Raw genomic sequence first — 21,794 nt, forward strand, 5'->3', positions numbered from 1 at the left:
CCGGCGCACATGTCGAGACCGCCGCGGCTGGTCTCAGCCGCGCGGTTTGCGGTTCTTGCGGCGGATGCCGACCCCGCCCCACAGCGAGAAACCGCGCACCTTGACCGTCGGTGCACCCGGGGTGCCGGTGCCCTCGACCTGCTGGTCGAAGCCGCCCATCACGCCGTAACCGTGGATGTCCACGTTGACCTCCGGCGGCAGCAGAATGGTCTGTCCGCCCATGATGGAGTAGGCGTTGATCTCGACGTCCGGCGAGGTGAAGTCGGCGTAGCGCAGGTCGATGACGCCGCCGCCCCACAGGGAGAATGTGGTCAGCCGCTTGGGCACGTTCCACCGACCGCGCCGCTCGAAGGAACTCATGATCGCCAGCAGCAACGTGGACGGGGCGGGTTTGCAGTCACCGCCGCGGTGCGGGCACACCGAGGAGCCCGGCAGGTCGGCGCGCAGACGGTCGAGCTCGTCGTAGGTCTGGGCCGCGTAGGCCTTGGCGAGCCGGGCCTCGTACTCGCTCATCGGCAGTTGGCCTTGCGCGACGGCGTCGCCCAGCACCTGCGCCAACTGGATCCGGTCGGTGTCAGCGGCGCGCGACTGGGTGCCGTTCGAGTCGACGCCACGCCGGGTTGAGTTCCTCATCGGATACGTAGCCTACGACTAACCGCGTTTGCCGCAAGCTGGGTTGCCCAAAGTGGAGTCAGCCGGCCCAGCTGGGTGGGCGCTTCTGCAGGAATGCCAGCATCCCTTCCCGAGCTTCGTCGGAGACGAACATCCGCGCCGACGCGACGCTGAGCGGTTCGGCGTCCCGGTCGAAACCGGCCAGCACCGCCGCGGTGGTCAGGGCCTTGGACGCCGCCAACCCCTGCGGGGACCCGAGCCGCAGGTTGGCAACCAGACCGGCGACGGCGGCGTCGACGTCATCGGCGGCCAGGGTGATCAGCCCGATCGCCGCGGCTTCGGCGGCGCCGAACTTCTCGCCGGTCAGGTAGTAGCGGGCCGCGGCTCGCGGCGAGAGCTTGGGCAGCAGCGTCAGCGAGATGATCGACGGCGCCACCCCGATGCGGGCCTCGGTCAGGGCGAAGGTGCTGGCCGGCCCGGCGACCGCGAGGTCGCAGGCGCCGACCAGCCCCATGCCGCCGGCCCGCACGTGGCCGTCCACCGCCGCGATCACCGGCCGCGGCGACTCGACGATCGCGCGCAGCAGCGCTGCCATTTCACGGGCCCGGTCCGCGGCCAGCTCGCCGGGTCCAAGCGGCGGTCCCAGCTTCGCCTCTCCTCCGTCGAGCCTCGCTGAACCGCCGGGGTCACCCCCGCTGGCTTCGCTGAGGTCCGCACCGGCACAGAACGTGTTGCCGGTGTGGCCCAGCACCACCACCCGCACGTTCGGGTCGGCCGCGGCGTCGCGCAGCCCGGCGTGCAGCTGGGCGACCAGCTTCGACGACAGCGCGTTGCGGTTGTGCGGCGAGTCCAGGGTCAGCCGGGCCGAACCGTCGCCGGTGTGTTCCGGCCCGGCGTAGGTAACCAGTGTGTCCATCAGTACGACCGCGGCAGGCCCAGCGAGGTCTGCGCGACGAAGTTGAGGACCATCTCGCGGCTCACCGGGGCGATCCGCGCCAGCCGGGACGCGGTGACCGCGGCGGCGATGCCGTACTCCTTGGTCAGGCCGTTGCCGCCGAGGGACTGCACCGCCTGGTCCACCGCCCGGGTCGATGCCTCACCGGCGGCGTACTTGGCCATGTTGGCCGCCTCCGCCGCGCCGAAGTCGTCGCCGGCGTCGTACAGCGTCGCTGCCTTCTGCATCATCAGCTTGGCCAGCTGAATCTCGATGTGGTTCGCCGCCAGCGGGTGCGACAGGCCCTGGTGCGCGCCGATCGGGGTCTTCCACACCTGGCGGGTGGTCACGTAGTCCACGGCCTTGCCGATCGCGAAACGGCCCATGCCGACCGCGCTGGCCGCGCCCATGATGCGCTCCGGGTTCAGCCCGGCGAACAGCTGGGCGATGGCGGCGTCCTCGGAACCCACCAGCGCGTCGGCCGGCAGCCGGACGTCGTCGAGGAACACCTGGAACTGGCGCTCCGGGCTGATCAGCTCCATCTCGATGGGCGTGTAGCTCAGCCCCGGAGCGTCGGTGGGCACCACGAACAGCGCGGGCCGCAGGTTGCCGGTCTTGGCGTCTTCACTGCGGCCGACCACCAGCACCGCCTGCGCCTGGTCGATGCCGGAGATAAAGGTTTTCTGGCCCTTGAGGATCCAGTCCGACCCGTCGCGGCGCGCGGTGGTGGTGATCTTGTGCGAGTTGGACCCGGCGTCGGGCTCGGTGATGGCGAAGGCCATGGTCAACGATCCGTCGGCGATACCGGGGATCCAGCGCTGCTTCTGCTCGTCGGTGCCGAACTTGGAGATGATGGTGCCGTTGATGGCGGGCGAGACCACCATCATCAGCAGCGCGCAGCCGTTCGTCGCCATCTCTTCCATGACCAGCGACAGCTCGTACATGCCGGCACCGCCGCCGCCGTACTCCTCGGGCAGGTTGACGCCGATGAAGCCGAGCTTGCCCGCTTCGTTCCACAGTTCGTCGGTGTGTTCGCCGGCGCGGGCCTTCTCCAGGTAGTAGTCCTGGCCGTAGTTGCGGGCCATCGCTGCGACGGCCTCGCGCAGGGCGCGCCGTTCGTCGCTTTCGATGAAGCTGGTGTCGCTCTTGGAATCGGTCACAGTGGATCTCCTTCTGCTTGCGTTGTCTCGGGCTGTTCGACACGGGCCAGCACGGCACCGACCTCCACTTGGTCGCCGGGCTTGACGTCGAGCTGGGTGAGCACACCGTCGGACGGTGCGCTGATGGTGTGCTCCATCTTCATGGCTTCCAGCCAGATCAGGGGCTGGCCGGCGGTCACCTGGTCGCCGACGGCTGCGCCCAGCCGGATCACGTTGCCGGGCATGGGCGCCAGCAGTGACCCCTGCGCCACCGCCGACTCGGGGTCGGGGAACCGGGGCAACGCCACCAGGTGGACACCGCCGGCGGGGGAGTCCACCCAGATGTCGGAACCGTAGCGAGCGACGGTGAACGTGCGGGCGACGCCGGCCGGGTCGGCCAGTACCACTTCGTCCGGGGTCGACGACACCAGGGTGACGTCGTCGTTGATGATCAATCCCGTTCGGGTGAAACGGTATTCGACGCGGTGTTCGGCCCCGGTGTCGTCGAGGTAGCCCTTGGACTGGAATCCCGACGCCAGGTTGCGCCAACCGCCGGGAATGGAGCCGAACGCCTGGGCGGTGGCCCGATTATGGGCGGCGTCGGCCAGGGCGGCCGCGATGGCGCTGGCCCGCACCGTCGCGGCATCGGCCAGCGGCGCCGACAGTTCCGTCAGACCGTGCGTATCGAAGAACGCCGTGTCGGTGGCGCCGTCCAGGAAGGCTGGATGCCGCAGCACGTTGACCAGCAGGTCACGGTTGGTGCGCAGCCCGTGCAGCCGGGTGCGCGCCAGCGCGCCTGCAAGCACGGCCGCCGCCTGCCGGCGGGTCGGCGCGTAGCTGATCACTTTGGCCAGCATCGGGTCGTAGTAAATGGAAACGGTCGACCCGCCGACGATGCCGGAGTCCAGCCGGACGCCGGTGCGCCGGGACAGCGTCTCGAACTGAGTCGCTACGCCCGGAACGTCGAGGGCGTGCACCGGCCCGGCCTGCGGCTGCCACCCGTGGGCCGGGTCTTCGGCGTAGAGGCGCACCTCGATCGAATGCCCGTGTGCGGCCGGCGGTTCGGTGTCCAGCCGGGCCCCGTCGGCCACCGCGATCTGCAGTTCGACCAGGTCGACACCGGTGGTCTCCTCGGTGACCGGGTGCTCGACCTGCAGCCGGGTGTTCATCTCCAGGAAGTAGAACTCGCCCTGCTCGTCGGCCAAAAACTCCACGGTGCCGGCGCCGGTGTAGCCGATCGCGCTGGCCGCCAGCCTGGCGGCCTCGAACAGCTTGGCGCGCATCCCGGGGGTGCGTTCCACCAACGGCGACGGCGCCTCCTCGATGACCTTCTGGTGGCGGCGCTGAATCGAGCATTCCCGTTCGCCGACCGCCCACACCGTGCCGTGCTGATCGGCCATCACCTGGACCTCGATGTGATGCCCGGTCGGCAGGTAGCGCTCGCAGAACACCGTCGGGTCGCCGAACGCCGACGCGGCTTCGCGCTGAGCGGCCGCCACTTCGCCTGCCAAGGCTGACAATTCGCTGACCACCCGCATGCCGCGGCCGCCACCACCCGCGGAGGCCTTCACCAGCACCGGCAGTTGGTCGGCGGTGACGGTTTCCGGGTCGAGTTCTTCCAGAACCGGCACCCCGGCCGCGGCCATCATCTTCTTCGACTCGATCTTGGAGCCCATCGAGGTCACCGCGGCCACCGGCGGCCCGATCCAGGTCAGCCCGGCGGCCTGCACGGCAGCAGCGAATTCGGCGTTCTCGGAGAGGAATCCGTAACCGGGATGGATGGCGTCGGCGCCGGCCGCCTGGGCTGCGGCGATGATCGCCTCGGCGGACAGGTAGCTGGTGGTCTCCGGCAGGCGTACCTTCGCGTCGGCCTCGGCGACGTGCGGCATGCCCGCGTCGGGGTCGGTGTAGACCGCGACCGTGCCCAGGCCCAGTCGACGGCAGGTGGCGAAGACCCGTCGAGCGATCTCGCCGCGGTTGGCCACCAGAACAGTGCTGATCATCGGCGGTATCCCCTACATCCGGAAGACGCCGAAGTTCGACGTCCCCTCGATCGGGCCATTGGCGATGGCGGACAAACACATTCCCAATACGGTGCGGGTGTCGCGGGGGTCGATCACCCCGTCGTCGTAGAGCATCCCGGACAGCACGAGCGGCAGCGACTCGGCTTCGATCTGCCCTTCGACCATGGCGCGCATGGCGGCATCGGCCTGCTCGTCGACCTGCTGCCCGCGGGCCTCGGTGGCCGCCCGGTTCACGATGGACAGCACGCCCGCGAGCTGTGCCCCGCCCATCACCGAGGACTTGGCCGACGGCCAGGCGAACAGAAAACGCGGATCGTAGGCGCGTCCACACATGCCGTAGTGCCCCGCCCCATACGACGCGCCGAGCAGCAGCGAGATGTGCGGCACCGTCGAGTTGGACACGGCGTTGATCATCATCGAGCCGTGCTTGATCATGCCGCCCTCTTCGTAGTCCTTGCCCACCATGTAGCCGGTGGTGTTGTGCAGGAACAACAGTGGGGTGTTGGAGCGGTTGGCCAACTGGATGAACTGGGTGGCCTTCTGAGATTCCTCACTGAACAGCACGCCTCGCGCGTTGGCCAGGATGCCGATCGGATATCCGTGTAGCCGCGCCCAGCCCGTCACCAACGACGACCCGTAGAGCGGCTTGAACTCATCGAAGTCGGAGCCGTCGACGATCCGTGCGATCACCTCTCGCGGGTCGAACGGGATGCGCAGGTCTGCGGGCACGATGCCGATCAGCTCTTCGGCGTCGTAGATGGGTTCGACGACGGTGGCCGGCTTCGGGCCCTTCTTGGTCCAGTTCAGCCGGGCCACGATCCGCCGACCGATCCGCACCGCGTCAAGCTCGTCGTTGGCGAGGTAGTCACCCAGCCCCGAAGTGCGCGAGTGCATCTCGGCACCGCCGAGCGACTCGTCGTCGGACTCCTCGCCGGTGGCCATCTTCACCAGTGGCGGCCCGGCCAGGAATACCTTGGACCGTTCCTTGATCATCACCACGTGATCGGACATGCCGGGCACATAGGCCCCGCCGGCGGTGGAGTTGCCGAATACCAGCGCGATGGTCGGGATGCCGGCGGCCGACAGTCGAGTCAGGTCGCGGAACATCTGGCCGCCGGGGATGAAGACTTCCTTCTGGGTGGGCAGGTCCGCTCCGCCGGATTCCACCAGGGAGATCACCGGAAGCCGGTTTTCCAAAGCGATCTTGTTGGCCCGCAGGATCTTGCGCAGCGTCCACGGGTTGGAGGTGCCGCCTTTGACCGTCGGGTCGTTGGCGACGATCATGCACTCCACGCCTTCGACCGCGCCGATCCCGGTGACCAGGCTGGCACCGACCTGGAAGGCGCTGCCCCAGGCAGCCAGCGGGCACAGCTCCAGGAACGGTGAGTCGGCGTCGATCAGCGCTTCGATGCGCTCCCGGGCAGTGAGCTTGCCGCGGGAATGGTGGCGGTCCACGTACTTGGGTCCGCCGCCGGCGAGTGCCTTGGCGTGCTCGGCATCGATCTCGGCGAGTTTGTCGGTCAGCGCGGACGCCGCGTCGGTGTAGGCGGGGGAGTTGGGGTCCAGGGTGGACTTCAGGGTCGTCACGATTGGTATCCCAGGGTCTTGGCGGCCAGTGAGGTCAGGATCTCGGTGGTTCCCCCGCCGATGCCGATGATGCGCATATCCCGATACTGGCGCTCCACCTCGGACTCGGCCATATAGCCCATGCCGCCGAACAGCTGCACCGCCTGGTTGGCCACCCACTCACCGGCCTCCACCGCGGTGTTCTTGGCGAAACACACCTCCGGGATGAGGAAGGCTTCGCCGGCTAGCTGCCGCTCGACGACGTGGCGGGTGTAGACCCGGGCCACATCGATGCGGCGGGCCATCTCGGCCAGGGTGTTCTGCACCGCCTGCCGCGAGATCAGCGGCCGGCCGAAGGTCTCCCGGTCCCGGCACCAGGTCAGGGTCAGATCCAGGCAGCGCTGCGCGCTGGCATAGGCCTGCGCGGCCAGCCCGACCCGCTCGGAGACGAAGGCCGCGGCGATCTGGGCGAAGCCGGTGTTCTCGACGCCGACCAGGTTGGCCGTCGGCACCCGGGCGTCGATGTAGGACAGTTCGGCGGTGTCCGAGGATCGCCAGCCCATCTTCTCCAGCTTGCGGCTCACCTCGAAGCCCGGTGTGCCCTTCTCGACCACCAGCAGCGACACCCCGGCCGCTCCCGGCCCGCCGGTGCGGACCGCGGTGACGACATAGTCGGCGCGCACCGCGGAGGTGATGAAGGTCTTGGAGCCGTTGACCACGTAGTGGTCGCCGTCAAGGCGCGCCGTGGTGCGCAGGTGCCCGACATCCGAGCCGCCGCCGGGCTCGGTGATGGCCAGCGAACCGATCTTCTCGCCGGCCAGCGTGGGGCGGACGAACTCCTCGATGAGCCGAGCATCGCCCGAGGCGATCATGTGCGGCACCGCGATACCGCAGGTGAACAGGGAGGCGAATACGCCGCCCGGCGCCCCAGCCTGGTGCATCTCCTCGCAGACGATCACCGCGTCGGCGCCGTCGCCGCCGCTGCCGCCGACCTCCTCGGGGAAGCCCGCGCCCAGCAAGCCGATGTCGGCGGCCTTGCGGTGCAGTTCGCGCGGCAGCTCGCCGGAGCGTTCCCACTCGTCGACGTGCGGCAGAATTTCGCGTTCGACGAAACCGCGCACGGTCTTGCGCAGCGCCTCGCGTTCGGGGGTGGTCCAGATACTCACGGGGTCCCTTCTGGTAGGAGTCGTTCGGGTATCTCGAGATGACGGCTGCGCAGCCATTCGCCCAGTCCCTTGGCCTGCGGGTCGAATCGGGCCTGGTAGGCCACTCCCTGCCCGAGGATGCCCTCGATCACGAAGTTCACCGCGCGCAACTTCGGCAGCAGGTGACGGGTGACGGGCAACTCGGCGGTTTCCGGAAGCAGCTTCCGCAACATCTCAGTGGTCAGCGTGTGGGCCAGCCAGCGCCACTGCTCATCGGTGCGCACCCAGACCCCGACGTTGGCCGAGCCGCCCTTGTCGCCGCTGCGGGCGCCGGCGATCGCCCCCAAGGGCGCCCGACGGCTCGGTCCGGCCGGTAGCGGCTCGGGCAGCTCTGGATCGGCGGCCGGCGCCAGCTCAAGAGTTTCCGAGGCGGACGGGATGTCCACCCGGGTACCGTCGGCGTGCACGGCGACGTGCGGCACCTGCGTGGCATCGACATAGCCCGGGGTGAACACCCCGTAGACCTGGCCGTCACCGGGTGGGGCGGTGACGCAGAACCCGGGATAGCTGGCCAGCGCGAGCTCGATGCCGGCCGCGGAGAACTTGCGGCCCACGTTGGCCGGGTCCGGGTCGCGCACCACACAGTGCAGCAGGGCACTGGCGGTTTCCTCGGTGTCGGCGTCGGGGTGGTCGGTGCGCGACAACGTCCACTCCAGCTCGGCCGGCCGGACGGTCATGGCCGCCTCGAGCTGGGTGCGCACCAGCTCGGCCTTGGCCTCGATGTCCAGGCCGGTCAACACGAAGGTGGTGGAGTTGCGGAACCCGCCGATGCTGTTCAGCGAGACCTTGTAGGTGGGCGGCGGCGCCTCGCCGGTCACGCCGGAGATCCGCACCCGGTCCGGGCCGCCCGTCTTGTCCAAGGCCAGTTCGATGCTGTCCATGCGCGCGGTGACGTCGGGGTTGGCGTAGCGCGCGCCGGTCACCTCGTAGAGCAGTTGCGCCGTCACGGTGTCGACGCTGACCAGCCCGCCGGTGCCCGGATGCTTGGTGATCACCGACGACCCGTCGGCGTGGATCTCGGCGAGCGGGAACCCGGGGTGCAGCAACTTCTCGGTGGGTATCTCGGTGAAGAAGGAGTAATTGCCGCCGCTGGCCTGGATGCCGCACTCGATGACGTGGCCGGCCACCACGGCCCCGGCGAGCTGGTCGTAGTCGGTGCGTGCCCAGCCGAAGTGCGCGGCGGCGGGTCCCACGATGACCGAGGCGTCGGTGACGCGCCCGGTGATCACCACGTCGGCACCGCCGGCCAGGCACTCGACGATGCCCCAGGCGCCCAGGTAGGCATTTGCTGTTAGGGGACTGCCCAACCCCAGCTCAGCGGCGCGCGGGAGCAGGTCGTCGCCTTCGACGTGGGCGACGCGGGCCGGGATGCCCAGCCGGTGTGCCAGCTCGCGCACCGCGTCGGCCAGGCCGGCCGGGTTGAGCCCGCCGGCGTTGGCCACGATGCGAACGCCCTGGTCGAGGGCCAGTCCGAGGCATTGTTCGAGCTGGGTCAGGAAGGTCTTGGCGTAACCGCGTTCGGGGTGCTTCATCCGGTCGCGGCCCAGGATCAGCATGGTCAGCTCGGCCAGGTAGTCACCGGTGAGGTAGTCCAGTTCACCACCGGTGAGCATCTCGTGCATTGCGGCGTGACGGTCGCCGTAGAACCCCGAGCAGTTACCGATCCGAACGGCTGCTGTCATCCCCAATTCCCATCCCTCAACCAACCGGTAGGTTAGCCGGTACCGCCGGTGTCGCGTCAAGGCGCATCGTCACCGATCGGAGCTATTTTGGAGCCGACGCTGGTCACCGGCTATCCTTTCGGATAGTCCCGCCGCTGGTATCGAGCGGCACTATGCCCACAACAGGAGAGGCTCGACCATGGCCGTGCCGAAACGCAGGATGTCGCGTGCGAACACTCGTAGTCGCCGCGCGCAGTGGAAGGCTGAGGCAACCGGCCTGGTCAATGTGACGGTCGCCGGCCGCGCGCACAAGGTGCCGCGCCGCCTGCTCAAAGCCGCGCGTATGGGCCTTATCGACCTCGACCGCCGCTAAATAGGCTCCGACACGACCTGCTCTGACCCTCCAGATCGCCTTTCGGATGATTGGATAGCACCCATGGCTACCCGGGTACTGGTTGTTGATGACGATCGCGCTGTGCGCGAGTCGTTGCGCAGGTCTCTGTCGTTCAATGGTTACTCGGTCTCGCTGGCCACCGACGGCGTCGAGGCGCTCGAGGCGATCACCAGCGACCGTCCGGACGCGATGATCCTGGACGTCATGATGCCGCGGCTGGACGGACTGGAAGTCTGTCGTCAGCTGCGTAGCACCGGTGACGACCTGCCGATCTTGGTGCTGACGGCCCGGGACTCGGTCTCCGAGCGGGTCGCCGGCCTGGATGCCGGCGCCGACGACTACCTGCCCAAGCCGTTCGCGCTGGAGGAACTGCTGGCGCGGATGCGGGCGCTGCTGCGCCGCACCACCGCCGAGGACCTGTCCGAATCGGTCGCGATGTCGTTCGAGGACCTGACGCTGGACCCGGTGACCCGCGAGGTCACCCGCGGCGACCGGCAGATCAGCCTGACCCGCACCGAGTTCGCCCTGTTGGAGATGTTGATCGCCAACCCGCGCCGGGTGCTGACCCGCAGCCGGATCCTCGAGGAGGTGTGGGGCTTCGACTTCCCCACCTCGGGCAACGCGCTGGAGGTCTACATCGGGTACCTGCGTCGCAAGACTGAAGCCGAAGGCGAGCCGCGGCTGATCTACACCGTGCGCGGGGTGGGTTACGTGCTTCGCGAGACTCCTCCCTGATGCAATCCTTCCGCCGTCGACAGGGTGAAGAGGCGAAGAAGACCTCCCTGTCGCTGCGCTGGCGGGTGATGCTGCTGGCGATGTCGATGGTGGCATTGGTGGTGGTGTTGATGGCGGTGGCCGTCTACGCCGTTATTTCGGCTGCGCTCTACAACGACATCGACAATCAGTTGCAGAGTCGCGCGGAGATGCTGATCGCCAGCGGCTCGCTGGCCGCCGATCCGCGCAAGGCGATCGAGGGCACCGCCTACTCCGACGTCAACGCCATGCTGGTCAATCCGGGCCGGTCGATCTACACCGCCAATCAGCCCGGCCAGCGGCTGCCGGTCGGGCAGCAGGAGAAGGCCGTCATCCGCGGTGAGCTGTTCCTGTCGCGCCGCACCGCATCCGGCCAGCGGGTCTTGGCCGTGCACCTGCCCAACGGCAGCACGCTGTTGATCTCCAAGAGCTTGGCGCCCACCCGGGCGGTGACGATGAAGCTGCGGTGGGTGCTGCTGGTCGTCGGCGGGGTGGGTGTCGTGGTGGCCGCGGTGGCCGGCGGGATGGTCACCAGAACGGGCCTCCGGCCGGTGGGCCGGCTGACCGAGGCGGCCGAACGGGTGGCGCGCACCGACGACCTGAGACCGATCCCCGTCTATGGCAGCGACGAATTGGCCCGCCTCACCGAAGCGTTCAACGCCATGTTGCGGGCCCTGGCCGAGTCGCGGGAGCGGCAGGCGCGGCTGGTCGCCGACGCCGGGCATGAGTTGAAGACCCCGTTGACGTCGCTGCGCACCAACGTCGAGCTGTTGATGGCGTCCGCGGCGCCGGGCGCCCCGCAGCTGCCCGAGGAGGAGATGGCCGAACTGCGTGCCGACGCAATCGGTCAGATCGAGGAATTGTCCACGCTGGTGGGCGATTTGGTGGACCTCACCCGCGACGACCAGCGTGAGGTCGCCTACGAACAGGTCGACATCACCGAGGTCGTCGACCGCAGCATGGAGCGGGTCCGGCGGCGCCGCAACGACATCGAGTTCGACATCCAGGTGGTGCCCTGGCACGTGTACGGCGACGCCGCGGGTCTGTCCCGTGCGGTGCTCAACCTGCTCGACAACGCGGCCAAGTGGAGCCCGTCGGGCGGGGTGGTGGGATTGCGGATGCGCCAGCTCGACCCGACGCACGTGGAGATGATCGTGTCGGACGAGGGGCCGGGAATCCCGGAGAACCAACGGGAGTTGGTCTTCGAGCGCTTCTACCGGTCGGACTCCGCACGTGCCATGCCTGGATCCGGGCTGGGGCTGGCGATCGTCAAACAGGTGGTGCTCAAACACGGTGGGGCGATCACCATCGGAGAGACCGTCCCCGGCGGGCATCCGCCCGGCACATCGTTCCGGATGGTGCTGCCCGGCGGGCCCACGTCGGCGGAACAAGTACCGGCCGCAGCAGTCACAGGCGCTTCTCAGTCCACGTAGGCATGGTGGTGAGGCAACGTCGCCGCAGTCGTGTCCCTAGGAGTAGGCAACAAACATGACGAATTACCCCGGGTACCTCCCGCCGCCGCAACAACCGGAACGGTCCAACCCGACCGGTGCACCGGTGGCGGACCAACGCGGGCAGTCCGGTTATCCGGGCCGGGCCGCGCAGGGCTCGTACCCGCCGCCCTACGACTGGCGGTACGCCCCGCACCAGGGTCAGCAGCAGCATCAGCAGTCCGCCTATCGCGCCGCCTATGACGCCTCCTACGGCCGTCCCGGGGGCCCAAGCGGTCCGGGTGGTCCGGGCGGGGCACAGCCGAAGCGTTCCCGCGCCGGGGGCTTGGTGCTCGGGGCGGTAGCGATCGCGGCGATGTCCGGCGTGATGGGCGGTGTGGTGGGTTCGGCGCTGCACTCCGATCACAAGCCGGCCGCCACCGGAAGCCACCCGCCGAGCATTCAGGCCCCGGGTGTGCCGGCCGCGGTGAATCTGCCGGACGGCTCGGTGGAGAAGGTCGCGGCGAAGGTGGTGCCCAGTGTCGTCATGCTGGAGACCGATCTGGGACGCCAGTCCGAGGAGGGGTCGGGCATCATCCTGTCGGCTGACGGGCTGATCCTGACCAACAACCACGTGGTGGCCGCCGCTGCGGCTAAGCCCGACCCGGCCAACCGGCCCGACCCGGGCAGCAAGCTTGACCCGGGCAAGCCCGACAGCGGCGCCAAGGGGGCGCCGAGGACCATGGTGACTTTCGCCGATGGCCGCACAGCGCCGTTCACGGTGGTGGGCATGGACCCGGCCAGCGACATCGCCGTGGTGCGCGTCCAGGGCGTCTCGGACCTGACTCCGATCACAATCGGGTCCTCGGCGGACCTGCGGGTGGGTCAGAACGTGGTGGCGGTCGGGTCGCCCCTCGGACTGGAGGGCACGGTGACGACCGGGATCGTCAGCGCCCTCAACCGGCCCGTCTCCACCAGCGGCGAGGCGGGCAACCAGAACACGGTGCTCGACGCGATCCAGACCGATGCCGCCATCAACCCCGGCAACTCGGGCGGTGCTCTGGTCAACATGAACGGCGACCTGGTCGGGATCAACTCCGCGATCGCCACCATGGGCGGCGACTCCGCCGAAGCCCAGAGCGGCTCGATCGGCCTCGGCTTCGCGATCCCGGTGGATCAGGCCAAACGGATCGCCGACGAACTCATCAACTCGCCGGACCACACGGCGTCGCACGCCTCGCTGGGGGTGCGCGTGACCAGCGAGCGCAGCCTGCACGGCGCCAAGGTGGTCGAGGTGGTGCCCGGCGAGGCGGCCGCGAAGGCCGGACTGCCCGAGGGTGCGACGGTGACGGCGTTCGACAAGCGCCCGATCGGCAGCGCTGACGCGCTGGTGGCCGCGGTGCGCTCCAAGGCGCCCGGCGACCAGGTGACGCTGACCTATCTGGATGCCAGCGGCACGTCCAAGACTGCGCAGGTCACGCTGGGTAAAGCGCAGCAGTGACGGGTTGGTGAGTTCGGTGTCGGAAACCGGATATACGGTTGCACCCATGGAGCAGTCCCGAGAACTCGCCGGCCGCGCCCTCGTCGTCGTTGTCGACGACCGCACCGCCCACGGCGATGAGGACCACAGTGGCCCGTTGGTCACCGAATTGTTGGCCGAGGGCGGGTTCATGGTCGACGGTGTGGTTGCCGTCGCCGCCGACGAGGTGGAGATCCGCAACGCGCTGAACACGGCGGTGATCGGCGGGGTCGACCTGGTCGTCTCGGTGGGCGGTACCGGGGTCACCCCGCGCGACGTCACCCCCGAGGCCACCCGCGAGATCCTGGACCGCGAGATCCTCGGCATCGCCGAGGCACTGCGGGCCTCCGGGTTGTCCGCCGGGATCGCCGACGCCGGGCTCTCGCGTGGCCTGGCCGGGGTCTCGGGCAGCACCCTGGTGGTCAACCTGGCCGGGTCCCGGGCGGCGGTGCGTGACGGGATGGCGACACTGAACCCGCTGGCCGCGGCGATCATCGGCCAACTGTCCAGCCTGGAGATCTAGGGCCATGCCCGGACTCGAAGAGCATCAGTCGTCGTCGGACGAACGCGACCCCGACGAGGTCCGAGAAGCCGAGGAACGCGAGCGCTGGTTGCGAGACAACATCCCGCCGCATCACGGTTGAGGTTCGACTTCACGAAATCCCCCGTACGGACTCCGCAGCGGCTATTACGGTTCGCCGTAGGCGGCGTGGCGCCGCTTCGCAGTGCATCCGTACGGAAGGGGAGTTGCGGTGCTCAAGGGATTCAAGAATTTCCTGATGCGCGATGACGTCATCACGGTGGCCATCGGTTTGGTGGTGGCGTTGGCGTTTTCCAACCTGGTCAAGGCTTTCACCGACAGCGTGATCAACCCGCTGGTCTCGGCCGCGCAGCCCGACACTGCCGGGCTGGGGCTGGGTTACCAATTGGGGGCGGAGGGTAACGAGGCGACATTCATCGACCTCGGCGCCTTCATCTCGGCGATCATCTACTTCGTCGTGTTCATGGCCACGATCTACTTCTTCATCGTGTTGCCCTACAAGCACATCCAGAAGCGACGTGGGAAGACGGTGTTCGGCGACCCGGCGCCCACCAAGACCTGCCCGGAGTGCAAATCGGAGATCGATCCCGAAGCGACAAAGTGCAAGTTCTGCGCCAGCGTGCAGCCCGCTGCGGCCTAACGGTGTTCAGCGCAGGGTAAGCGTGACGGCCTGACCGAGCGTGGCGCCGGCCACCGCCACCGCGGCGGTGGCCGGCAACGCCACCAGGACCACCCGCTCGTCGTGATTGTGCTTGTCGGACACCAGCACCACGATCCCGCCGCTGGCGAGCACCCGGGCGGCGCCCGGCGGACCGGCGGCGTCCTCGGGGGCGACCGTCACGACGTCGACGACGTCGCCGGGGCGCACCAGATCGATCAGGGCGGCGTCGGCCGGGTGCACACCCACGATGCGGGCATCGGGTCCGGCGGCGGCCTCGGTGAGTCGGCTGCCCAGCAGACGGACATCGGTGAGTATTTCGCCACGGCGGGCCGGGCCCGCCAGCGTGGTCTGCGCCACCGCCGCCATATCGGTGGCGGCTCCGTCGGGAACCGTTTGGGCCAAACGGCTTTCGAGAGAAACATCGTCGACGGTCAGGGCTGTTCCGGGCGCGATGTCGCGGCTTGCCACCACGACGTCGAGCCGGTCGCCTCGCGGGTCGGAGCGGATCGCCGCGACGCCAGCCAGCACCACCAGGGCGGCTGCGGTCACGCGCCGGGCGCGCACGGTGCGGGTCCAGTCCGGGCGCAGTGCCTGCGATATCCGGCTGCTCAGGGTGGGGTTGAGCGAGTCGCCCATGGCGGCACGCTAACCGGTAGGTTCACCGGGCGTCGTCGACCCGGGCGCCGGGCTGTGGATAACGAGCTAGCTGGAGGTGGTCGCCGGGGTTGACGACGCGGTGCTGGCCTTGGCGCTGTCACTGGACTTGGTGCCGCTGTCGGCCGACTTGGTTCCGCTGTCGCCCGAACCACTGCTCGAGTCGCTGGAGGTGCTGGAGCTGGCGGTGCCGCTGCCGTTGCTGGAACCATTGGACGTTGACTTCCCGGACTTGCCCGATTCCCGGCTGTCGGTGCGGTAGAAGCCGCTGCCCTTGAAGACCACCCCGACCTTGCCGAAGATCTTGCGCAGCCGGCCGTTGCACTCCTCGCAGGTGGTCAGCGCGTCGTCGGTGAAGGCCTGGACCACGTCGAAGCGGTTGCTGCACTCGGTGCAGGCATAGCTGTAGGTGGGCACGCGAAACCTCCGTGGATCGAACAATCGGATTAGCACTCTACCGTGCTAAGTGCTAGAACACACTATGTGGCCTTCCTCATTCCAAGGCTCGTTTTGGGGCCACTTCGAAGTCAGCCCAGTGCCACCAGACCGAGGCCGGGCGTCAGGGCGTGGCTCATCGTCACGTCGTGGGCCTCCGCGGGCACCTCATCGAGAAGTTCCGCGTCGCGGACCACCGCTACCAGCGGAATCTGCGGCCGGCGCCACTGCAGCGAGCGGTCGTAGAAGCCGGCGCCGCGCCCCAGCCGCGCCCCCCGACGGTCCACGGCCACCGCCGGCACCACGATCACGTCCGCCTCGGCCAGTGCGTCGGCGGCCAGCCACGGCTGTGGTGGTTCGAGCAGACCGAACCGCGCGGTGGCCAGGGTTTCGGGCCGGTACTCGCCCCACAACAGCGCCATCGGGGTGCCGTCGTCCTCGGTGCGCACCACCGGCAACAGCACCCGCACGCCACGACGCGCCAGGCGGGCCAGCATCGCGGTGGAGCCCGGCTCGCTGCCCACCGGTACATAGGCGCAGACCGTGGCGACGTCGCCCGCCAGGTGCTCCAGGTGCTCGGCCAACGCTGCGGCCTCGGCCTCGTGCACATCGGGGGGTACGGCGCGCCGGTCGGCGAGCAGTCGGGCCCGCAACGCGGACTTGGCGGCCACTACCGCGTCGTCGGTCACGGCAACCAGACTGTCAGCAACGGCTCGCCCACCGCCAGCCGAAGAGGTGAAGTGGTTTGCGGTTATCGTGTGAGCAATGCCCACGCCGAAGGTCCCGATTCCGCGCACCGCCATTGTGCCCGCGGCAGGTTTGGGCACCCGCTTCCTGCCTGCGACCAAGACCGTGCCCAAAGAGCTGCTGCCGGTCGTTGACACCCCGGGAATCGAGCTGGTCGCCGCCGAGGCAGCCGAGGCGGGCGCGGAGCGGCTGGTGATCATCACCTCCGAGGGCAAGGACGGCGTGGTCGCGCACTTCGTCGAAGACCTGGTGCTGGAAGGCACGCTGGAGGCCCGCGGTAAGAAGGCGATGCTGGCCAAGGTGCGTCGGGCCCCGCAGTTGATCAAGGTCGAGTCGGTGGTGCAGGCCGAGCCGCTGGGCCTGGGGCATGCCATCAGCTGCGTCGAACCGGTGTTGTCCGCCGATGAGGATGCCGTCGCGGTTCTGCTGCCCGACGACCTGGTGCTGCCCACCGGCGTGCTGGAGACCATGTCGAAGGTGCGTGCCCGCCGGGGCGGCACCGTGCTGTGCGCGATCGAGGTCAGTCCGGAGGAGGTCAGCGCCTACGGTGTCTTCGACGTCGAGCCGCTGACCGACGGCGACAACCCGGACGTGCTGCGGGTCAAGGGGATGGTCGAGAAGCCCAAGGCCGAAGACGCACCGTCGATGTATGCCGCGGCGGGCCGCTACGTGCTGGACCGGGCCGTGTTCGACGCGCTGCGGCGCATCGACCGTGGGGCCGGCGGCGAGGTGCAGCTCACCGACGCCATCGCGCTGATGATCGCCGAGGGCCATCCGGTGCACGTCGTCGTGCACCGGGGGTCGCGACACGATCTGGGAAATCCGGGCGGCTACCTCAAAGCTGCGGTTGACTTTGCCCTGGACCGCGATGACTACGGTCCGGACCTGCGCCGGTGGTTGGTGGCGCGGCTGGGCTTGGCGGAGAACTGAGCTGACGTCTGCCCTAATCGGACCGAGGCTGCAACGGAGAAAGGCACACCGTGCGTTCGGTTGAGGAGCAGCAGGCCCGGGTATCGGCAGCCGCCGTGGCGCCCCGCCCGGTCCGGGTGGCGATCGCCGAGGCGCAGGGCCTGATGTGCGCCGAAGAGGTGGTCGCCGAGCGACCGATGCCCGCCTTCGACCAGGCCGCCATCGACGGTTACGCGGTGCGCAGCGTCGACGTGCTCGGTGCCGACGCGATCGGCGACAGCTCCGATGGGGCCGGGCGCGATGATGCCGTGGTCACCCTGCCGGTGCTGGGTGTCATCGAAGCCGGCGCCCGCACCCCCACCCGGCTGCAACCCAAGCTGGCCACCCGGATCCAGACCGGAGCGCCCATGCCCACCCTGGCCGACGCGGTGCTTCCGCTGCGCTGGACCGACGGCGGCAGCTCCCGGGTCCGGGTGCTGCGCGGCGTGCGTCCGGGCGACTACGTGCGCCGGGTCGGCGACGACGTGCAGCCCGGTGACGTCGCGGTGCGCGCCGGCACGGTGGTCGGGGCAGCCCAGGTGGGGCTGCTGGCGGCCGTCGGCCGCGACCGCGTGCTGGTCCACCCGCGTCCCCGGCTGTCGGTCATGGCGGTGGGCGGCGAACTGGTGGACGTCAATCGCACACCCGGCAACGGGCAGGTCTACGACGTCGACTCCTACGCGCTGGCCGCGGCCGGTCGTGACGCGGGCGCGGAGGTCAACCGGGTCGGCATCGTCAGCAGCGACCCCAAGAAGCTGCGCGAGGTGGTCGAGGGACAGCTCAACCGCGCCGAGGTGGTGGTGATCGCCGGCGGGGTGGGGGGCGCCGCGGCCGATGAGGTGCGCGCGGTGCTGGCCGATCTCGGTGACATGGAGGTCGCCCGGATCGCGATGCACCCGGGTTCGGTGCAGGGCTTCGGCCAGCTCGGCCCCGAAGGGGTGCCGACATTCCTGTTGCCCACCAACCCGGTGAGCGCGCTGGTGGTGTTCGAGGTGATGATCCGTCCGCTGATCCGGCTGTCGCTGGGCAAGCGCGAGCCGATGCGCCGGATGGTGCGGGCCCGCACGCTGGGGCCGATCGCTTCGATGCCCGGCCGCAAGGGGTTTTTGCGCGGCCAGTTGATGCGCGACGAGGACACCGGCGAGTACCTGGTGCAGGTGCTCGGGGCCACTGGCGGCACTGCGTCGCACCTGTTGGCCACGCTGGCCGAGGCGAACTGTCTGGTGGTGGTTCCCGAGGAAGTCGAGCAAGTAGCCGCCGGCGATTTGGTGGACGTCGCCTTCCTGGCTCAGCGGGGTTGAGCCAGGATCCATGTTGGTCAACCTGTGGCCGTTCAAAGCCGTTGAGCACCCCGGCTGGCCGAGTGTGCTCGGGCCCCTGCGGGTGGCGGCGGGGGTGATCCGGCTGCGGCCGGTGCGGATGCGTGACGGCGTCGCGTGGAGCCGGATCCGGTTGGCCGACCGCGCCTACCTGGAGCAGTGGGAACCCAGCGTGGAGGTGGACTGGGTGACCCGGCACGGCAGCGCCTCCTGGCCGCCGCTGTGTTCGAGCCTGCGCACCGAGGCCCGCTACGGGCGGATGTTGCCGTACGTGATCGAACTCGACGGCCGATTCTGCGGCCAGCTGACGGTGGGCAACATCGCCCACGGGGCGCTGCGCTCGGCCTGGATCGGCTATTGGGTGTCCAGCGCGGTGGCCGGCGGGGGAGTGGCGACCGGGGCGGTGGCGCTCGGGCTGGACCACTGCTTTGGGCCCGTTCGGCTGCACCGGGTCGAGGCCACCGTCCGGCCGGAGAACGCGGCCAGCCGGGCGGTGTTGGCGAAGGTCGGCTTTCGTCAGGAGGGGCTGCTGCAGCGCTACCTGGACGTCGACGGGGCGTGGCGTGATCACCTGCTGGTGGCGATGACGGTCGAGGAGGTCGCCGGGTCGGTGACCTCGGCGCTGATTCAGTCCGGCCGGGCTTCGCGGGCCTGACGAATATTCGGGCGCTGTTACCCGTGTGGTAGTTGTGACTAACGAGGTCAGCGAGTAAATTACATCTGTGTAATTGGTTCGGCGCGTCGTCCGAGGTCGTGTGGCTCACACACCTAGCCTTGGCTCGGAAAGGAGCAGGCCAACCATGCCCAGCATCCCGCAATCTTTGCTCTGGATCTCACTGGTCGTTCTCTGGCTGTTCGTACTGGTGCCGATGCTGGTCAGCAAGCGTGACGCGGTCCGTCGTACCAGTGACGTGGCCTTGGCGACCCGGGTCTTGACCAGTGGGTCCAGTGCCCGGCTGCTCAAGCGCGGCGGCCCGGCCGCCGGTCACCGCAGCGATCCCGACTGGCAGCACAGCGCCGACGACCTCGAGGAGCCCGACGACATCGATGATGTCGACGAGGTCGAGGGCGAACCCGCCGAGGGTGGTTCCCGGGTGTTCGTCGCCGCGGCGGCGGTGTTCGTCGCCGCCTCGGAGACGCAGGTGGGCGAGCAGGCCGAGCTCGACTATTTGGACGTCGACGTCGTCGCCGACGACTCCGACGTGCTGCCGCTGTCGGAAGCGGGGCTGGCCGCCGAGGTTGAGGCCGAGGCGCGCGCCCAGGCCGAAGCTCAGGCCGCCGCCGAGGCGGAAGCGCGCGCTGCGGAGGAGGCCGCCATGGCGGCCGAGGCCTTGGCCGCCAAGGCGGAAGCCGAGGCCGACGAGGAGCCGACTGCCGGCGCCGACGGCCAAGCCGAGGCCGACGGTTACGAGTATGAATACGTCGAGGACAGCTCCGGGCTGGAACCCGAGGCGGAGTCCACGCGGGCGGGCAGGGCCGGTCTGTCGGCCCGTGGTCGCCGCCCCCGTATCGACACCGCGGCCGCCGTCAGCGCACGCAAGTACGAGTTCCGCAAGCGGGTGCTGATGTCGCTGGCGGTCATCCTGGTGCTCTCGGCGCTCACCGCCTTCACCGTGGCGCCCACCGCGTGGTGGATCTGTGGTGGCGCGGCCGGCGCGACCGTGCTCTATCTGGCCTACCTGCGGCGCCAGACGCGTATCGAGCAGCAGGTGCGGGCGCGCCGCGCACGGCGTTCCGAGCGGCCTCGCATGCAGCGCGAGAGTCTGCACACCGACGCGTTCGAGGTGGTGCCGTCACGACTGCGCCGTCCGGGTGTGGCGGTGCTGGAGATCGACGACGAGGACCCGGTGTTCGAGCACCTCGAGTACACGTCGAGCGCCGGCCGGTACGACTGGCGCAGCGACCTGGCGCGTGCCGCCGGTCAGTAGGTCTCGGTTTCAGGGGGCCGGCCGGGGGCTGGTAATCTCCTAGCGGTCAGGGGCTATAGCGCAGTTGGTAGCGCGTCTCGTTCGCATCGAGAAGGTCAGGGGTTCGATTCCCCTTAGCTCCACAGAGTTGGTGTAGTTCAGATTGTCGAGCCCGGTCAGTTCAGTCGATCGGCTCTGCGCACATGTTGATCCGCCAGCGCCGCCGCGATTTCGAACAGTCGTAGCCGGCTCTGCGGCCGAAGCTCGTTCTGTGTGTCGATAATCCCGCCTTTGGCAAGGTGCGAGTCGTACGGCATGTATTCGGCACGGATCTCGGCCTCGGTGAACAGATCGGTGAGGTAGCGTCGCGCATTCGGAGTGGCGTGGTTCCGGCTGTTGTTGAGGATGACCATCGAACGCGCCAACAGTTCGTCGTAGTCCATTGAGCGCAGTAGATCGATGCAACGGGCGACCGGCAGTGCGGTGTCGCCGGTGAGTCCGGACACAAAGATCAAGGCGTCGCAGGAGTTGAATACCGCCTTCATCACCGGATGCTCCGGATTGTCCGACGTGTCGATCAGGACGACCTGGTGAGTGCGGCGCAGGCGGGCAAGCGCCTCGTTCAGCATCGACGGCACGAGCGGACGAGGCTGGTCGGATGTCCGATTGCCCGACAGCACATCCAGACCGATGTTGTTGTGGCCGAGATGTTCTCGGATATCGGTGTAGCCCCGAACGTCGGTCTTGGAGATGATCTCGGTGTAGCCGTCAGGTGAGCCGGCGTCGATCCGGTCGGCCAACGTCCCGAAGCCGGGTGTGGCGTCGATCGCCACCACGTTGTCTGACCGACATTCCCGGAATACGCCGCCGATACACGTGGTCATCGTGGTCTTGCCGACGCCGCCTTTACCGGAGACCACGCCGATCACCAAGTTCTTGTGCATACGCTGACGGATCTGGTCGCGGAGTGCACGGAAATGCTGTTCAATCGGTGATTCTCCGGCATTGATGCCGTGGAATGAGGCGGCATAAACGAGTCTGCGCCAGCCGGAGGCCGGTGCGGCCTTTCGCGGCGCGGGCAGATCCGGCATATGCAGGATTTCGGAGATCGGGTAATACCGACGGGGACGGCGGCCCGCCTCGTTTCCGATCCGGTGGGCACCCGCCTGATTCGGACGCCGATGCGAACCCCGGTTCGTGCTGGCAGTGCTCCAATCGGGCAGCTTCGGTGACGGTTGGTCCAGGTCGGTCACGATGCATTAGTAGCACGGGTGGTCAATTGCATATCAGCAATCTTGGGCAGCACAACAGAACTGTTTGCCGGCCGTTACAGTTCTGCGGCTGA

General features: G+C 68.8%; 21 protein-coding genes and 1 tRNA gene. 11 read left to right on the forward strand and 11 right to left on the reverse strand.

Annotated features, from left to right (window positions below):
- Positions 1 to 33: 33 nt before the first annotated feature.
- Genes K3U94_RS05070 through K3U94_RS05100 form a run of 7 tightly spaced genes read right to left on the reverse strand, consistent with a single transcriptional unit; the run spans position 34 to position 9,162 of the window.
- Positions 34 to 633, reverse strand: coding sequence for a DUF1707 SHOCT-like domain-containing protein (locus K3U94_RS05070; protein WP_047317419.1), 600 nt, complete (start codon positions 631 to 633; stop codon positions 34 to 36).
- Between the two features lie 58 nt (positions 634 to 691).
- Positions 692 to 1,528 (reverse strand): enoyl-CoA hydratase family protein, encoded by an 837-nt coding sequence (locus tag K3U94_RS05075; protein WP_220695783.1) that lies wholly within the window; start codon positions 1,526 to 1,528, stop codon positions 692 to 694.
- Positions 1,528 to 2,706 (reverse strand): acyl-CoA dehydrogenase family protein, encoded by a 1,179-nt coding sequence (locus K3U94_RS05080; protein ID WP_220695784.1) that lies wholly within the window; start codon positions 2,704 to 2,706, stop codon positions 1,528 to 1,530. Before K3U94_RS05080 ends, K3U94_RS05075 begins: the two co-directional genes overlap by 1 nt.
- Positions 2,703 to 4,688, reverse strand: a complete 1,986-nt coding sequence (locus K3U94_RS05085) for an acetyl/propionyl/methylcrotonyl-CoA carboxylase subunit alpha (protein ID WP_220695785.1) — start codon at positions 4,686 to 4,688, stop codon at positions 2,703 to 2,705. The genes K3U94_RS05080 and K3U94_RS05085 overlap by 4 nt, the downstream gene beginning before the upstream one ends.
- A gap of 12 nt (positions 4,689 to 4,700) precedes the next feature.
- Positions 4,701 to 6,296, reverse strand: a complete 1,596-nt coding sequence (locus K3U94_RS05090; protein ID WP_220695786.1) for an acyl-CoA carboxylase subunit beta — start codon at positions 6,294 to 6,296, stop codon at positions 4,701 to 4,703.
- Positions 6,293 to 7,441, reverse strand: a complete 1,149-nt coding sequence (locus K3U94_RS05095; protein ID WP_220695787.1) for an acyl-CoA dehydrogenase family protein — start codon at positions 7,439 to 7,441, stop codon at positions 6,293 to 6,295. The genes K3U94_RS05090 and K3U94_RS05095 overlap by 4 nt, the downstream gene beginning before the upstream one ends.
- The gene (locus K3U94_RS05100) at positions 7,438 to 9,162 is read right to left on the reverse strand and encodes an acyclic terpene utilization AtuA family protein (protein WP_220695788.1); all 1,725 of its coding nucleotides are present in this window, start codon (positions 9,160 to 9,162) and stop codon (positions 7,438 to 7,440) included. Before K3U94_RS05100 ends, K3U94_RS05095 begins: the two co-directional genes overlap by 4 nt.
- Positions 9,163 to 9,340: 178 nt before the next feature.
- Here K3U94_RS05100 and rpmF point away from each other — a divergent pair, with 178 nt between their 5' ends.
- From rpmF to K3U94_RS05130, 6 genes are all read left to right on the forward strand, one after another.
- A complete protein-coding gene (gene rpmF / locus K3U94_RS05105) occupies positions 9,341 to 9,514 on the forward strand; it encodes a 50S ribosomal protein L32 (RefSeq protein WP_220695789.1) in 174 nt (57 codons plus the stop codon).
- Positions 9,515 to 9,577: 63 nt separating this feature from the next.
- On the forward strand, positions 9,578 to 10,270 hold the full coding sequence (locus tag K3U94_RS05110) for a response regulator transcription factor (protein WP_024442851.1): 693 nt from the start codon (positions 9,578 to 9,580) through the stop codon (positions 10,268 to 10,270).
- Entirely contained in the window at positions 10,270 to 11,721 is a 1,452-nt protein-coding gene (locus K3U94_RS05115) for a HAMP domain-containing sensor histidine kinase (protein WP_047317413.1), read from the forward strand. Before K3U94_RS05110 ends, K3U94_RS05115 begins: the two co-directional genes overlap by 1 nt.
- A 55-nt stretch (positions 11,722 to 11,776) precedes the next feature.
- The gene (locus tag K3U94_RS05120) at positions 11,777 to 13,219 is read left to right on the forward strand and encodes a S1C family serine protease (protein WP_047317412.1); all 1,443 of its coding nucleotides are present in this window, start codon (positions 11,777 to 11,779) and stop codon (positions 13,217 to 13,219) included.
- 46 nt (positions 13,220 to 13,265) lie between these two features.
- Positions 13,266 to 13,760 (forward strand): MogA/MoaB family molybdenum cofactor biosynthesis protein, encoded by a 495-nt coding sequence (locus K3U94_RS05125; protein ID WP_047317411.1) that lies wholly within the window; start codon positions 13,266 to 13,268, stop codon positions 13,758 to 13,760.
- A 229-nt stretch (positions 13,761 to 13,989) separates the two neighbouring features.
- Positions 13,990 to 14,418, forward strand: coding sequence for a large conductance mechanosensitive channel protein MscL (locus K3U94_RS05130; protein ID WP_047317410.1), 429 nt, complete (start codon positions 13,990 to 13,992; stop codon positions 14,416 to 14,418).
- A gap of 6 nt (positions 14,419 to 14,424) precedes the next feature.
- On the opposite strand, the gene K3U94_RS05135 is transcribed toward K3U94_RS05130, so the two are convergent.
- From K3U94_RS05135 to K3U94_RS05145, 3 genes are all read right to left on the reverse strand, one after another.
- Positions 14,425 to 15,075: an SAF domain-containing protein gene (locus tag K3U94_RS05135; RefSeq protein ID WP_220695790.1), complete on the reverse strand. Its 651-nt coding sequence runs from the start codon at positions 15,073 to 15,075 to the stop codon at positions 14,425 to 14,427.
- 66 nt (positions 15,076 to 15,141) lie between these two features.
- The gene (locus tag K3U94_RS05140; protein WP_047317408.1) at positions 15,142 to 15,510 is read right to left on the reverse strand and encodes an FmdB family zinc ribbon protein; all 369 of its coding nucleotides are present in this window, start codon (positions 15,508 to 15,510) and stop codon (positions 15,142 to 15,144) included.
- A gap of 110 nt (positions 15,511 to 15,620) precedes the next feature.
- A complete protein-coding gene (locus tag K3U94_RS05145) occupies positions 15,621 to 16,217 on the reverse strand; it encodes a 5-formyltetrahydrofolate cyclo-ligase (protein WP_230987428.1) in 597 nt (198 codons plus the stop codon).
- Between the two features lie 76 nt (positions 16,218 to 16,293).
- Between K3U94_RS05145 and K3U94_RS05150 the strand changes: the two genes are divergently transcribed.
- The 5 genes from K3U94_RS05150 to K3U94_RS05170 all read left to right on the forward strand — a co-directional run bounded on the left by K3U94_RS05150 (position 16,294) and on the right by K3U94_RS05170 (position 20,592).
- On the forward strand, positions 16,294 to 17,205 hold the full coding sequence (locus K3U94_RS05150; RefSeq protein WP_220695792.1) for a UTP--glucose-1-phosphate uridylyltransferase: 912 nt from the start codon (positions 16,294 to 16,296) through the stop codon (positions 17,203 to 17,205).
- A gap of 50 nt (positions 17,206 to 17,255) precedes the next feature.
- Complete coding sequence (gene glp / locus K3U94_RS05155) at positions 17,256 to 18,524, forward strand: molybdotransferase-like divisome protein Glp (protein WP_047317405.1); 1,269 nt, start codon at positions 17,256 to 17,258, stop codon at positions 18,522 to 18,524.
- A gap of 10 nt (positions 18,525 to 18,534) precedes the next feature.
- Complete coding sequence (locus K3U94_RS05160) at positions 18,535 to 19,197, forward strand: GNAT family N-acetyltransferase (protein ID WP_047317404.1); 663 nt, start codon at positions 18,535 to 18,537, stop codon at positions 19,195 to 19,197.
- A 145-nt stretch (positions 19,198 to 19,342) separates the two neighbouring features.
- Complete coding sequence (gene sepX, locus K3U94_RS05165; protein WP_220695793.1) at positions 19,343 to 20,470, forward strand: divisome protein SepX/GlpR; 1,128 nt, start codon at positions 19,343 to 19,345, stop codon at positions 20,468 to 20,470.
- Positions 20,471 to 20,519: 49 nt separating this feature from the next.
- A tRNA-Ala gene (locus tag K3U94_RS05170) sits at positions 20,520 to 20,592 on the forward strand.
- Between the two features lie 33 nt (positions 20,593 to 20,625).
- Here the strand turns inward: K3U94_RS05170 and K3U94_RS05175 are convergent.
- On the reverse strand, positions 20,626 to 21,702 hold the full coding sequence (locus K3U94_RS05175) for a MinD/ParA family ATP-binding protein (protein WP_230987430.1): 1,077 nt from the start codon (positions 21,700 to 21,702) through the stop codon (positions 20,626 to 20,628).
- Positions 21,703 to 21,794: the final 92 nt, after the last annotated feature.

It is taken from the genome of Mycolicibacter heraklionensis (genome assembly GCF_019645815.1).
GTDB lineage: Bacteria > Actinomycetota > Actinomycetes > Mycobacteriales > Mycobacteriaceae > Mycobacterium > Mycobacterium heraklionense.

What these genes read in the sequence shown, in the direction of transcription:
- K3U94_RS05070 (WP_047317419.1), bottom strand. Translation starts at nt 633, where the DNA reads ATGAGGAACTCAACCCGGCGTGGCGTCGACTCGAACGGCACCCAGTCG.
- K3U94_RS05075 (WP_220695783.1), bottom strand. Translation starts at nt 1,528, where the DNA reads ATGGACACACTGGTTACCTACGCCGGGCCGGAACACACCGGCGACGGT.
- K3U94_RS05085 (WP_220695785.1), bottom strand. Translation starts at nt 4,688, where the DNA reads ATGATCAGCACTGTTCTGGTGGCCAACCGCGGCGAGATCGCTCGACGG.
- K3U94_RS05100 (WP_220695788.1), bottom strand. Translation starts at nt 9,162, where the DNA reads ATGACAGCAGCCGTTCGGATCGGTAACTGCTCGGGGTTCTACGGCGAC.
- rpmF (WP_220695789.1), top strand. Translation starts at nt 9,341, where the DNA reads ATGGCCGTGCCGAAACGCAGGATGTCGCGTGCGAACACTCGTAGTCGC.
- K3U94_RS05110 (WP_024442851.1), top strand. Translation starts at nt 9,578, where the DNA reads ATGGCTACCCGGGTACTGGTTGTTGATGACGATCGCGCTGTGCGCGAG.
- K3U94_RS05115 (WP_047317413.1), top strand. Translation starts at nt 10,270, where the DNA reads ATGCAATCCTTCCGCCGTCGACAGGGTGAAGAGGCGAAGAAGACCTCC.
- K3U94_RS05120 (WP_047317412.1), top strand. Translation starts at nt 11,777, where the DNA reads ATGACGAATTACCCCGGGTACCTCCCGCCGCCGCAACAACCGGAACGG.
- K3U94_RS05125 (WP_047317411.1), top strand. Translation starts at nt 13,266, where the DNA reads ATGGAGCAGTCCCGAGAACTCGCCGGCCGCGCCCTCGTCGTCGTTGTC.
- K3U94_RS05135 (WP_220695790.1), bottom strand. Translation starts at nt 15,075, where the DNA reads ATGGGCGACTCGCTCAACCCCACCCTGAGCAGCCGGATATCGCAGGCA.
- K3U94_RS05150 (WP_220695792.1), top strand. Translation starts at nt 16,294, where the DNA reads ATGCCCACGCCGAAGGTCCCGATTCCGCGCACCGCCATTGTGCCCGCG.
- K3U94_RS05160 (WP_047317404.1), top strand. Translation starts at nt 18,535, where the DNA reads ATGTTGGTCAACCTGTGGCCGTTCAAAGCCGTTGAGCACCCCGGCTGG.
- sepX (WP_220695793.1), top strand. Translation starts at nt 19,343, where the DNA reads ATGCCCAGCATCCCGCAATCTTTGCTCTGGATCTCACTGGTCGTTCTC.